Below are 11,347 nucleotides of genomic sequence, written 5' to 3' on the forward strand. Positions count from 1 at the left end.
ACACCACCAGGAAGGGACGTGAGGGACATGGCACCGACCCAGGCCGAGGTCACCAAGCTCGCCGAAGCCCGCGACGCACTGCGCGAGCGCCACCTGCGCCCGGCCGCCGAACGCCCGGCGACGAACGGCCGCGGCATCCACCACACGGCGCTGATCTCCAGCGACGTCGAGCGGACCATCGAGTTCTACCAGGACGTCCTCGGCTTCCCCCTCACCGAGCTCATCGAGAACCGCGACTACCCCGGCTCCAGCCACTTCTTCTTCGACGTCGGCAACGGCAACGCGGTCGCCTTCTTCGACCTGCCCGGTCTGGACCTCGGCCCGTACGCGGAAGTCCTCGGTGGACTGCACCACCTGGCCCTGTCCGTCACGCCCGAACGGTGGAGCGCGATCAAGGACAACCTCGACGAAGCCGGCGTCAAGTACCTGCTGGAGAGCAAGACGTCCATCTACCTGTCCGATCCGGACGGTGCCCGCGTCGAGCTGATCTCCGACCCGCTCGGCGAGATGTACGGCGAGAAGATCGGCTGAAAGCGTGGTCCGGTCGTCGCGCGCCAACTAGCCTGTGCGCGACGTCTGGAGGTCCGATGCCCGACTGGTCGCTCTCCCGCGCGAAGGCGCGGCTCGATCACCGCGAGCTGCTCGACGAACTCACCGCGCGCACCCGGTTCGAGGTCCGGCTGCACCTGAACGAGCCGGCCACGAACGGCGCCTACGACGAGCTCACGAGCATCTTCGCGATCGGGCACGGCGAGTGCGCCGCCCTTCTCCGGCACCACCGGCTGCTGCCGTGGTGGGAACGCACGCTGCTGTTCCGCTACGCGCGGCGGATGCACGGCAAGGCGATCACCCGCAGCGTCGGCGCGGTGCCCGCCGAGGTGGCGCCGCAGGCGGCCCGCGCGTTCGGCGCCGAGATCGCCGAACTGGCCCCCGGTTCCGGGGACACCGGCGCGAAGTACGACCTGCAGGGCCGCGGCCTGCTGACCGTGTTCCGGATCGCCGTCGGCGCCAAGGGCTCGACCTGGGCCGACCGCCACGAAGTCGCGACGACGTCCGCCCGCAACATCCTGACCTGCGCCGCGACCTTCGCCCGCCGGAAGCCGTGGCACGTCGTGTGGCCGGTCTACCGGGTGCGCGGCCTGCGAGTCTGGAAGCTTTGACGCCGATCGCGCGTTCCACCGGCATGAACGCAGAGGAGATCCTCGCCGGCGCGACCACCGTCGCCGTCGTCGGCCTGAGCCGCGACCCGGCCAAGGCCGCACACGGTGTCCCGGCGGTCCTGCAGGCCCACGGCTTCCGGATCATCCCGGTGCACCCGACCGCGACCGAGCTGCTCGGCGAAAAGGTGTACCGGTCGTTGAAGGACATCCCGGAGCCGGTGGACCTCGTCGACGTCTTCCGGCCGTCGCCCGAAGCGCCCGGCATCGCCCGGGACGCCGTCGAAATCGGCGCGAAGGCCCTGTGGCTGCAGCAGGGCATCGTGTCCGCCGAAGCGCGCCGCATCGCCGAAGAGGGTGGGCTGGCCTACGTCGAGAACCGCTGCACCGCCGTCGTCCGCGCGACCGCCGCGATCTCGAAGGCCTGAGCTTCGGCGCGGGTTGTCGTGAGTGGTAATTAGGGTTCTAACGCGAATTACCACTCACGAGGCCGGGGACGCTCCGAAGTGGACGATGCGGTGGTTGCCCGTCTCGGCGACCCAGACACCGCCCGTGCCGTCGTCGGCCATGTCCCTCGGTGAGCTGATCGGCTCGGTGGTGTCGGGCAGCGCGGCGCCGGTGCGGGTGTCGAACCGGGCGATGCGCCCGGTGTCGTCGACCAGCAGCCGCCCGGCTCGGTCCAGCGCGACCGCGCGGGGCCGGGCCAGGCCGCCGAACTCGCGGACGAACCCGCCCTGCCACGAGAACTGCACCACGCGGCGGTTGCCGGTGTCGGCGACGTAGACGTTGCCCGCCGCGTCGAGCGCCACCCCTTCCGGTGCCTTGAGCCGCCCGGCCAGGACGCGCACGAGCGCGCCGCCGCGGGTGAACGCCTGGATCCGGTCGTTGCCGGTGTCGGCCACCCACACGCGGCCGCGGGCGTCGACGGCGATCCCCGCGGGCGCGCGGAACTGCCCCGGCCCGGCGCCGGGTCCGCCGAACGCACGCGGGAGCGCGGCGGCTTCGCTGCTGGTCACGGCACCAGGATCACCGGCCGCGAGCCACGGCGGCCAGGGCCGGGACGAGTGTTCAGCGACTGTTCCACCTCCGCTCACCAGCTCCAGCGGGAGCACGTCCGCCGGTCGAGGAAGCTGTACGCGGGCAGCGGCCCGAGCCAGTCGGCCTGGACGCCGTCGTCGCACGCGAGCCCGGCCACGGTGTCCCGCACGACGAGCAGGTCGCCCAGCCCGACCAGGAACGCCCACCGCTCGTCGGCGCACTCGCCCGCCGGCAGGGCCACGGAGTCGCGGGCCCGTTCGGCGACCCGGGAGAGCAGGACGTCCGAGCGGGCCGCCCGCCACGCCGACCCGGGTTCGGTGAACCGGAGGCAGACGTGCACCTCGGCCAAGCCGTCGAGCCGGTCGAGGTCGGCGCGGTAGGTGCCGGCGGCGGGGGCGAGCACCTCGGTGCGGACGGCGTCCTCGTCCTCGGCCACGGTGCCGAACCGGACCGGCAGCACCGGACCGCCCTCGACGAGCGAGGACACCACCGCCAGGTGCGCCGCCGGGTCGGGCTCGGGGTCGCCGACGACCATGGCGAGGTCCTCCCAGCCGACCGTGCGCGGCGCCCGCGGGTGCCCGGCCCGCACGACGCCGTAGAGCTGCAGCGTCACAGCGTTTTGGCGGGAACGACCTGCTCCACCGGGACGGCGACGGCTTGGGTCGGCGGCGGGGGCGGGATCAGCCCGACGGTCTGCCCGAGTCCGATGGAGACCTGCCCGGGGTTGGGCAGGTTCGCCTGCGCGTTGATCCGCTGCATCGCCTCGAGGTAGCGGATGTAGGTGTCGACGCAGGCGATCACGACCCTGGCCTCGATCGACAGCAGTTCGATCCCGATCACCGACACCTTCACCGAGGCGTCGATCACGAGACCCTTGTCCAGCAGGATGTTGAGCGTTTCGGCGAGCCCGCCGCCCGATCCAGGGGTAGTCACTGCGGTCTTCGTCCTTCCGTAGCAGGGATGTCAGCAGGGATGTCAGCAGGGATGTCGTCGAGGGCGGCGCGGATCTCGGCGAACCGGAGTTCCAGCGCGATGAGGGCCTGGCCGAGCGCTTCGACCTGGGCCGGGGTGAGGGTGCCGGCGTCGAGCCGCCGCAGCGCCTGGCGCTCCAGCACTTCCTTGAGGATGTCGAGCACGGTGACGACGAGGTGTCCGAGCCCGCGGCCGGCGTCGGCGGCGATCCGCTGGGTCATCCGGGCGTCCCCTCGATCCCGAGCAGCAGCAGCCGCAGGTCGAGCCGCACGAGATCGATGCCGGCGAGGGAGATGATGACGTCTCCGGTGACGACGGCGCCGCGGTGCACGACCCGGTCGAGCAGGTCGACGATGGCTTCGGCGGTGTTGGTGCCCGTCGGTGTGAAGACTTCGGCGAGGAGGTCGCCACGGCCCGGCGCTCCGGCGCTCGCGAGGAGGTCGCCGATCGGCACTTCGGTGCCCGCGTCAGCCATTCGCCCTCGCTCCGAGCTCGACGTCGGTGAACGAGTACGGCGGCCAGGGTCCCGAGGTCTCGACCGTAGCCCCCGCCGCGCTCAGCTCGCGGGCGAACCACTCGACCTCCGAGTGGAACTCCACCTCCCGGCCGGTTTCCACCAGGTACGCCGTGTTCATCAGCACGCCGTGCGGCCGGGCGCGCTCCACGCTGTCCGCCGCCTGCCGCCGCAACGCCTCCTCGAGCCGCCCCGCCGAGCCGACCACGTCCTCGCGGGCGCGCTGGATCGCCTTCAGCCGCTCGCGCCGCCTGACCAGGTACTGCGTTCCGGTCAGGCCCGCCGCGTCCGGGCGGGTGGTCACCGCCGGCTCCGTGTGCCGCACCCGGACACCCCACTCGCGGTGCCCGGCCACCTCGTCGAGGCAGTCGCGCGCCTGGTCGTACCCCGCTTGCAGGAGCCGGAGAGCGGCGTCTTCGCCGTCGAGGACCGTGCCGAACCGCAACGGCAGCACCGGTTCGCTGCGGAACACCGCGCGCACGACGGCGTCGTGCTCGCGGGCCAGCTCGGCCAGCGTGCCGTCGACCGGGTCGAGCGTGTCGATGCGGTCGAAGCGCGCCGGCGCCACCTCGGACACGACGACGCCGAGGTCGCGGTAGCCGATCAGCCGCGGCACCGGCCCGATGTCCAAGGTGGACGGACGGTTGCGGGTGATCGCGTACGCGCAGAGCCAGTTTCCGGTGCTCACCGCGGTTCTTCCCTCCCGCCCGGCACGGGCAGCCGGGCCTCCAATTCGGCGACGCGCGCCGCCAGGTCGGTCGTCCCCAGTTCCGCTCGCGCGGCATTCGGGGAGAAGAACGGATCGTTCGTCCACCAGTCCATACCCATTTCCCGGGCGGTCTGCGCGGACGCGATGAACAGCCGGATACGCAGGGTCAGCAATTCGACATTTACAACACTGACGCCGATGTCACCGGCGATGACGACGCCCTTGTCGAGCACGCGTTCCAGAATGTCCGCCAACGAATCGGACGAAGCGGCCAATCGTGTCGACCTTCCTTTCAGGAATCGGTGGCGCCCCGGGTGAAGCGGCGCAGCCGCTCACACGCGCCGAGCTCACCGTCGGCGTCGATGTCCACCCGGTAGCTGGCCATCACACTGGTGGAGTCCGGAATCCGCGTGAGCTCGACGACGTCGACGAGCACGGACCAACCACCGTCGCCACGGCTCCGGATCCCGGTCACGGCATGCGGGGTGAGCCCGGTCACCATGGCGAACTGGTCCTTCGCGGCCCGAATGGCGTCGGCGGCACGCAGCCGGGAAACGGATTTCTCGGCTGCTTCGGGGGAATTCTTGTTTTGGGCAGGGAACGGCAGTGGCGATTCCGTCATCGCTTTCCTTGTCACGGGTGGGTGCCCACCGTAGCAACAGGAAGGGCCACGCGCAGTGCCGTCATGGGACGGCATTTTTCACCGGTTCGCGCGTCCGATTGGGCGATCCGCGGCAACCGGCGGATGCAAACGGCGCAGCGCGCGGACACCCAGCGGCACCAATTTCCGGAAAACGCCCAGTTGATTACGATCGGGTAACGTCTACCAGTCGGTAGCCCACGCCGCGGACCGTCTCGATGGTGTGGGTGCCGAACGGCGCATCGATCTTGCGTCGGAGGTACCCGATGTACACCTCGACGACGTTCTCGTCGCCGTCGTAGTGTGCGTCCCAGACGTGGCCGAGGATCTCGTTCTTCGACAACGCCGTGCCGGCCCGCCGCAGCAGGAACTCCAGCAACCCGAACTCCCGCGCGGTCAGCTCGATCCGTTTTTGTCCTCGGTGGACGGTCCGGGCGGAGGGGTCGAGCCGCAGGTCGCCCGCCTCCAGCACGGCCGGCCGGGCCGGGGCGCCGCGCCGGAGCAACGCCCGCAGCCGGGCGATCAGCACGACGAAGGAGAACGGCTTGGACAGGTAGTCGTCGGCGCCGAGGTCGAAGGCGTCGGCTTCGTCGTACTCGCCGTCCTTGGCCGTCAGCATCAGCACCGGCGTCCAGTTCTCCGCCGCCCGCAGGCGTTTGAGCACCTCGTAGCCGGACAGCTCGGGCAGCATGATGTCGAGCACCACGACGTCGTACTCGTGCTCGGTCGCCCGCCACAGGCCCTCGCGGCCGGTGTGCGCGACGTCGGCGGTGAAGCCCTCGGCGACCAGCCCCCGCCGCAGCGTCTCCGCGAACTCGCGCTCGTCTTCCACGATCAGCAGGCGCACTACTCCTCCTTCGGCAGTTCGATCACCGGCAGCTCGATCACGAACCGCGCGCCCGGCTCGTCGGACTCGGCGTAGCGCGCCCGGCCGCCGTGGCGGGCCGCGATGCCGGCCACGATCGGCAGGCCCAGCCCGGTGCCGCCGTGCCCGCGCTGCCGCGACGCGTCGAGCCGGACGAACCGCTCGAAGATCCGGTCCCGGTCGGCGGCCCCGACGCCGGGCCCGTCGTCGCTCACCTCGACGACGGCGAGGTCGCCGCGCACCGCGCTGCTGACCCGGACGCGCGAGCGCGCGTGCCCGCGCGCGTTGTCGACCAGGTTGCGCACCGCCCGCCGCAGCTGGGCCTCGCTGCCGTGCACCTTCGCCGGCCCGGCCCGGACCTCGACATCCACCGTGCTCTCGCCGCGGAGCCGCTCGGCCTCGGCGCGGACGATGTCGTCGAGGTCGACCTCGGTGCGCTGCGGCCGGTCGGTCGCGTCGTCGGTGCGGGCCAGCATGAGCAGGTCGTCGACGAGCTCGCGCAGCCGCGCGGTCTCCCGGGCGATCACCGGCACCAGGTCCCCGGTGCTCTCCGGGTGCCGCCCGGAGACGTCGAGCGCGGTGCTGATCGTCGACAACGGCGAGCGCAGTTCGTGGCTGGCGTCCGCGACGAACCGGCGTTGCGCGGCCTGGGCCGACGCCAGCCGGGACAGCATTTCGTTGAGCGTCACGGCCAGGCGGTGCACCTCGTCGCCGCCCGGTGGCAGCGGCACGCGCGCGGCGAGGTCGCGCGTCGAGATCTCCGCGACGGTCCGGCGCATCCGCTCGACCGGCCGCAGCGCCGAGCCGACCGCGCGGTACACCGCGAGCCCGGCGATCGCCAGCAGCGGCACGGCGATCAGGCCGAACAGCAGCGTCAACCGGGTCGACGCCTCCGTCACCGGCTCCAGGGAGCGCGCGGAAATCACCGTGAACGGCCCGCCCGGGCCGGTCACCTCCTGCGACACGACGCGGTAGTCGTCGTTGTCGCCGTTCAGCCCGAGCGGCAGCGTCTCGACGATCTCGTGTCCGGCGACCGGGCGGGCCGCGGTCAGCGGCGGGTGCCCGACGATCGCCGGGTCGCTCGCGATCGGCGTCCCCCGCGCGTCGAGCACCTGCGTGACGGCTTCGGTGTCGCCGGTGCTGGCGACGTCGCTCGCACTCAGGTCACGCGCGCCTTCGCGGACGAGCTGGATGGCGACCTGCCGCCCGGTGCTGCGGGCACTCTCGGTGACGCTGCGGTCGAGCGACTCCTCCAGCAGCACCACGACGACCACACCGGCGGCCGCGATGGCCAGCGCGAGCGCGAAGACCGCCACCGCGGTGGTGCGCATCCGGACGCCGGTCGCGGCGATCACCTTGCCCAGTTTCACCAACGCAGCGTAACTGGCCCCGAGCGCCCCAATGTGGCCTTGGTTGCGTCTGACGCACCCAAGGCGGCCTTCGGTGCGTCTGACGCACCGAAGGCCGCCTTGGGGCGCTGGCCGGTGGCCAACAGCGGCGGGTGGGGCGGAGGGCCGGACCACGGGCTCAGCGGCGCCGGCGCGGGACGGCGAGCCGCTCCCCGCGCAGCCGTTCGACCTCGCCCAGGCCCAACGGGACGAGCGGGTGCCCGACCGTCCAGGCCAGCAGCAGATCGGCCAGCGCGGGGTTGCGGGCGAGCGCCGGGCCGTGCAGGTAGGTGCCGACGACCCGGTCGGTCACCGCGCCCTCGGTGCCGTCGCCGTTGCCGGTGCCGCGCACGACCTGCCCGAGCGGCTCGCTGTCGGCGCCGAGCTTGCTGACGCCCAGGTGGTTTTCGAAGCCGGTCAGTGCTTCCCCGGTGAGGATCCGGGACGGCGTCGCGACCAGCTCGGCGACCGCGCGCCGGGCGCCGGGTTCGGTGGTGACGTCGAGCAGGCCGAGCCCGTCGTGGTCGACGCCGTCGAGGCCGCGGAAGCGGGTGCCGAGCACCTGCAAGCCGGCGCACACGCCGAAGACGACCGCGCCGGCCGCGACCGCCCGCCGCAGGCCCGGGTACTTGCGCAGGTGCGCGGCGGCCAGCACCTGGGCGCCGTCCTCGCCGCCACCGAGCAGGTATACGTCCAAAGTGGACGGTACCGGATCGCCGAGGCCGACGGGCACCACCTCGGCGTCGAGCCCGCGCCACTGCAGCCGCTTGGCGAGCACCTGGGCGTTGCCGGTGTCGCCGTAGGTGCCGAGCACCTCCGGCAGCAGAAGTCCGATGTGGACGATCGAATCAGCCACCGGGCAGCCTGCCCACCAGGTCGCGGAACGCGGTGTAGTTGGCGACCAGCTCGACGGCGCCGGGCGGCAGCGCGTCGATCGCGGCGACCGGGTCCGGCTCGGCCCAGTGCGCGACTTCGGCGTAGCAGAGCCGGACGGAGAGGTCGGCGCCGCGCTCGCCGGTGACGACGACCTGGCGCCCGCGGAGCCGTTCGAAGTGCACGTCCCACAGCCAGGACAGGTCCCGCCCGTCGGCTTCCTGGGCGTTGACCGCGACGACGACCGGAGTGTCCTCGTCCAGTACCCGCAGCGTTTCCACCCAGCCGGCCGGGTTCTTCGCCAGCATCACCCGCACGGAGTGCCGGGACCGGCGGATCGTCCGGTAGCGGCCGCCGATGTCGGTGATGGTCCGCAGCCGGGCCGCGGCGGTGTGCGGCGGCACGCCGAGCCGGTGCGCCGCGGCGAGCGCGAGCGCGGCGTTCGCGCGGTTGACCTCGCCGGGAAGCCGCAGGTCGAGATCGACCTCGCGGCCACCGGGCGTCCGGACGAGTTCGCCGTCGAGCGTCCAGCCGGGTTCCGGGCGGGCGAGCCCGCACCCGCAGCTCCAGTGCCGCTCGTGAGTTTCGACGCGGCCTTCGCAGCGCGGGCACGCCGTCGAGTCGCCGGTCCAGCGGCGACCGGCGCTCACCCAGACGGCTTTCGCGGCCGCGCTCGCCGCGGACGTCACCAGGACGTCGTCACAGTTCGCGACGACGACCGTGCCGGCCAGGTTCCCGATCGCGGCCCGCAGCTCGCGTTCGGTGGCACGGACCTCGCCGACCCGGTCGAGCTGGTCGCGGCTCAGGTTGAGCAGCACCAGGACGGCGGGCCGGACCTGGTCGGCCACCCACGGCACGTAGGTCTCGTCGACCTCGAGGACTGCGTAGGGCGCGTCGGGGCGAGCAGTCAGCGCGGCGAGGACACCGTCGGGCATGTTCGAGCCGTCGCTGTTGGCGGCGACCTCGGCCAGCGTTTCCAGCGCGCGGGTGAGCATCAGCGACGTCGTGGTCTTGCCGTTGGTGCCGGTGACGAGCACGACGGTGCGTTCGCGGCCGAGGCGGCGCAAGGCGGCGGGATCGAGAGCCAGCGTGACGCGGCCGCCGATCATGCCGCCGCGGCCGAGCCCCGAACTGCGGGAGAGCCAGGCGGTCAGCCGGCCGGCGGCCACGGACGCGCGGGTGCGGAGGGGACTTCGGACGGACATCGCCCGGATGCTGCCTGCGGGCCGCTGTGATTTTCCTGAGTCCGTGGCGCGGGTCTCTACAGCGTGACGACGACTTTGCCGTGGACGTGCCGCGCGGCCTGCAGGGCGACGGCGTCGCGGATCCGCTCGACGGGGAAGACCGCGGCGATGGGCACGGTGAGCCGGCCGGCGACGACGGCGTCGGCGATCCGCGTGACGGCACCGGGCTCGGCGTCGGCACCGCCGGTGGCGCGCACACCGCCGGGTGGGGTGGGGCCCGCGGCGATCGTGGCGATCCGCTCGGGCGGGACGCCGAGTTCGAGCGCGGCCTCCGCCGTCTCCGTGCCGAAGAGGTCGATGGCCGCGGTCGGCTTCCCGGCCCGCCCGGCCAGACCGGGTCCGTAAGCGACGGGTTCGGCGCCGAGTTTGCGCAGGAACGGGAAGGTGCTCTCGGCGGCGGTCCCGATCACGGTCGCACTGGCGAGGCACGCGAGCTGGACGGCGAAGATGCCCACGCCGCCGGCGGCGCCGCCGATCAGGACGGTGTCACCGGCCCGCAGCCCGACGGCGGCCAGCGCGGCGGCCGCGGAGGAACCGGCGACCGGGAGGGTGCTCGCCACCTCGTCGCTGACGCCGTCCGGCGTGGGGAAGAGCGCGTCGGACGCCGTGACGACCACGAAGTCGGCAACGGCTCGGCCGAGCGCGCCGCCGAAGACGCGGTCGCCGACGGCATGTGCTGCACCGGGCCCCGCTTCGTCGACCACGCCGGCGAAGTCGTACCCGAAGCCGGACGGCAGGGTGATGCCGAACCGCGCTGCGGCCTCGGGGCGCGAAGCGAGGCCCCAGTCCATCGGGTTCAGCCCGGCGGCGGTGACGCGCACACGCACCTCGCCGGGACCGGCGTGCGGTTCCGGGACCTCCCGTAGTTCGAGCACCTCGGGGCCACCGAACTTCTCGTAGACGACGGCTCGGCTCATGGAGACCTCCATCCGATGGGACTTGGTCCCATCACCGTACACCTTCCGACGGGACCAAGTGCCGTAAGCTTGTCCTCATGGGCCGCTGGGAACCGAACGCGCCGGAGAGGCTGAGCCGGGCCGCCCTCGAGCTGTTCGCCGAGCGGGGGTACGAGAACACGACGGTGATCGACATCGCGGCGCGGGCGGGGCTGACGAAGAGCACGTTCTTCCGGCACTTCCAGGACAAGCGGGAAGTGCTCTTCGGGGGCAGCACACTGGCCGGTCTGCTCGCCGCGGCGGTCGCCGGCGCTCCGGAGACGGCCACACCCCTCGAGGCGGTGGCTCGCGCGATGGACACGGCGGGGCGCGAGGTGTTCACGGCCGAGCGGCGGGAGTTCAGCGCGCTTCGACGGTCGGTGATTGCCGCGCATCCGGAACTCCAGGAGCGCGACGCACTGAAGGGGCTGGCGCTGACCGCGGCGATGACCGACGCGCTCCGGCAGCGCGAGGCGGCCGAGCTGACGGCATGCGTGGCGGCGGAGCTGGGGGCGCTGGCGATGAAGATCGCTTATGAACGCTGGATCGACGGGGCGGCTGAGGACTTCGGCGAGGCCGCCCGGCGGGCTCTCGATGAGGTGCGGGCGGCCGTCGGGCGGTAGGAGCCGCGGCGCTCGCCTCGATGCCGGACCGTTGCGTCCACGACGGTTTCCGGCGAAGTCGATCGCTGGGCGCCCCCCTCCCGGGACGGAGGACGTTGGGGGCTGTCGCCGGTGTCGCGAATGACTCATCGGGGACGTCCGGGGGTGCTGTTGGCGAAGTCGTCGGACGCGGTAGTCGGGTGGTCTGCCGCGGCTTGCCGTGGCTGGTGGTCGTGAGTGGTAATTCGGGTTCTAACCCGAATTACCACTCACGAGGGGTGTGGCTAGACGATCGGGTCGTGCACGGTGACGAGCTTCGTGCCGTCCGGTTCAGCCATCATCTACCGGTTCTTGGCCCGGGTCGGTGGTGAGCGAGCCGGCAGCGGCGGAGTCGGCTGCTCGGTATGCGG

General features: G+C 72.5%; 17 protein-coding genes. 4 read left to right on the top strand and 13 right to left on the bottom strand.

Going from position 1 to position 11,347, the window contains the following annotated elements:
* The first annotated feature begins 27 nt into the window (after nucleotides 1–27).
* Genes ACLJQF_RS31180 through ACLJQF_RS31190 form a run of 3 tightly spaced genes read left to right on the top strand, consistent with a single transcriptional unit; the run spans nucleotide 28 to nucleotide 1,585 of the window.
* Nucleotides 28–531 (top strand): VOC family protein, encoded by a 504-nt coding sequence (locus ACLJQF_RS31180; RefSeq protein ID WP_410613897.1) that lies wholly within the window; start codon nucleotides 28–30, stop codon nucleotides 529–531.
* Nucleotides 532–587: 56 nt separating this feature from the next.
* Entirely contained in the window at nucleotides 588–1,160 is a 573-nt protein-coding gene (locus ACLJQF_RS31185; protein WP_410613898.1) for a hypothetical protein, read from the top strand.
* Between the two features lie 23 nt (nucleotides 1,161–1,183).
* Complete coding sequence (locus ACLJQF_RS31190; protein ID WP_410613899.1) at nucleotides 1,184–1,585, top strand: CoA-binding protein; 402 nt, start codon at nucleotides 1,184–1,186, stop codon at nucleotides 1,583–1,585.
* A gap of 54 nt (nucleotides 1,586–1,639) precedes the next feature.
* Here ACLJQF_RS31190 and ACLJQF_RS31195 read toward each other — a convergent pair whose 3' ends face one another.
* The 13 genes from ACLJQF_RS31195 to ACLJQF_RS31255 form a co-directional block, all read right to left on the bottom strand.
* Nucleotides 1,640–2,173: an NHL repeat-containing protein gene (locus ACLJQF_RS31195; protein WP_410613900.1), complete on the bottom strand. Its 534-nt coding sequence runs from the start codon at nucleotides 2,171–2,173 to the stop codon at nucleotides 1,640–1,642.
* Nucleotides 2,174–2,247: 74 nt separating this feature from the next.
* The gene (locus tag ACLJQF_RS31200) at nucleotides 2,248–2,808 is read right to left on the bottom strand and encodes a GvpL/GvpF family gas vesicle protein (protein WP_410613901.1); all 561 of its coding nucleotides are present in this window, start codon (nucleotides 2,806–2,808) and stop codon (nucleotides 2,248–2,250) included.
* Nucleotides 2,805–3,128: a gas vesicle protein GvpJ gene (gene gvpJ / locus ACLJQF_RS31205; protein WP_410613902.1), complete on the bottom strand. Its 324-nt coding sequence runs from the start codon at nucleotides 3,126–3,128 to the stop codon at nucleotides 2,805–2,807. Before gvpJ (ACLJQF_RS31205) ends, ACLJQF_RS31200 begins: the two co-directional genes overlap by 4 nt.
* Complete coding sequence (locus tag ACLJQF_RS31210; protein WP_410613903.1) at nucleotides 3,125–3,388, bottom strand: gas vesicle protein K; 264 nt, start codon at nucleotides 3,386–3,388, stop codon at nucleotides 3,125–3,127. The genes gvpJ (ACLJQF_RS31205) and ACLJQF_RS31210 overlap by 4 nt, the downstream gene beginning before the upstream one ends.
* Entirely contained in the window at nucleotides 3,385–3,642 is a 258-nt protein-coding gene (gene gvpJ, locus ACLJQF_RS31215; protein WP_410613904.1) for a gas vesicle protein GvpJ, read from the bottom strand. Before gvpJ (ACLJQF_RS31215) ends, ACLJQF_RS31210 begins: the two co-directional genes overlap by 4 nt.
* A complete protein-coding gene (locus ACLJQF_RS31220; protein ID WP_410613905.1) occupies nucleotides 3,635–4,369 on the bottom strand; it encodes a GvpL/GvpF family gas vesicle protein in 735 nt (244 codons plus the stop codon). Before ACLJQF_RS31220 ends, gvpJ (ACLJQF_RS31215) begins: the two co-directional genes overlap by 8 nt.
* Complete coding sequence (locus ACLJQF_RS31225; protein WP_410613906.1) at nucleotides 4,366–4,665, bottom strand: gas vesicle protein; 300 nt, start codon at nucleotides 4,663–4,665, stop codon at nucleotides 4,366–4,368. Before ACLJQF_RS31225 ends, ACLJQF_RS31220 begins: the two co-directional genes overlap by 4 nt.
* A gap of 17 nt (nucleotides 4,666–4,682) precedes the next feature.
* The gene (locus ACLJQF_RS31230; protein WP_410613907.1) at nucleotides 4,683–5,012 is read right to left on the bottom strand and encodes a gas vesicle protein; all 330 of its coding nucleotides are present in this window, start codon (nucleotides 5,010–5,012) and stop codon (nucleotides 4,683–4,685) included.
* 184 nt (nucleotides 5,013–5,196) lie between these two features.
* Nucleotides 5,197–5,877 (bottom strand): response regulator transcription factor, encoded by a 681-nt coding sequence (locus ACLJQF_RS31235; RefSeq protein WP_004558522.1) that lies wholly within the window; start codon nucleotides 5,875–5,877, stop codon nucleotides 5,197–5,199.
* On the bottom strand, nucleotides 5,877–7,265 hold the full coding sequence (locus ACLJQF_RS31240) for a sensor histidine kinase (RefSeq protein WP_410613908.1): 1,389 nt from the start codon (nucleotides 7,263–7,265) through the stop codon (nucleotides 5,877–5,879). The genes ACLJQF_RS31235 and ACLJQF_RS31240 overlap by 1 nt, the downstream gene beginning before the upstream one ends.
* Nucleotides 7,266–7,422: 157 nt before the next feature.
* Nucleotides 7,423–8,139 (bottom strand): type 1 glutamine amidotransferase, encoded by a 717-nt coding sequence (locus ACLJQF_RS31245; RefSeq protein ID WP_410613909.1) that lies wholly within the window; start codon nucleotides 8,137–8,139, stop codon nucleotides 7,423–7,425.
* Nucleotides 8,132–9,361: a MurT ligase domain-containing protein gene (locus ACLJQF_RS31250; RefSeq protein ID WP_410613910.1), complete on the bottom strand. Its 1,230-nt coding sequence runs from the start codon at nucleotides 9,359–9,361 to the stop codon at nucleotides 8,132–8,134. The genes ACLJQF_RS31245 and ACLJQF_RS31250 overlap by 8 nt, the downstream gene beginning before the upstream one ends.
* Nucleotides 9,362–9,417: 56 nt before the next feature.
* Nucleotides 9,418–10,317 (bottom strand): NADP-dependent oxidoreductase, encoded by a 900-nt coding sequence (locus ACLJQF_RS31255; protein ID WP_410613911.1) that lies wholly within the window; start codon nucleotides 10,315–10,317, stop codon nucleotides 9,418–9,420.
* Between the two features lie 77 nt (nucleotides 10,318–10,394).
* On the opposite strand from ACLJQF_RS31255, the gene ACLJQF_RS31260 reads away from it, so the two are divergent.
* Nucleotides 10,395–10,958 (top strand): helix-turn-helix domain-containing protein, encoded by a 564-nt coding sequence (locus ACLJQF_RS31260; protein WP_410613912.1) that lies wholly within the window; start codon nucleotides 10,395–10,397, stop codon nucleotides 10,956–10,958.
* Nucleotides 10,959–11,347 lie beyond the last annotated feature (389 nt).

Source organism: Amycolatopsis sp. lyj-109, from assembly GCF_046548995.1.
Lineage (GTDB): Bacteria > Actinomycetota > Actinomycetes > Mycobacteriales > Pseudonocardiaceae > Amycolatopsis.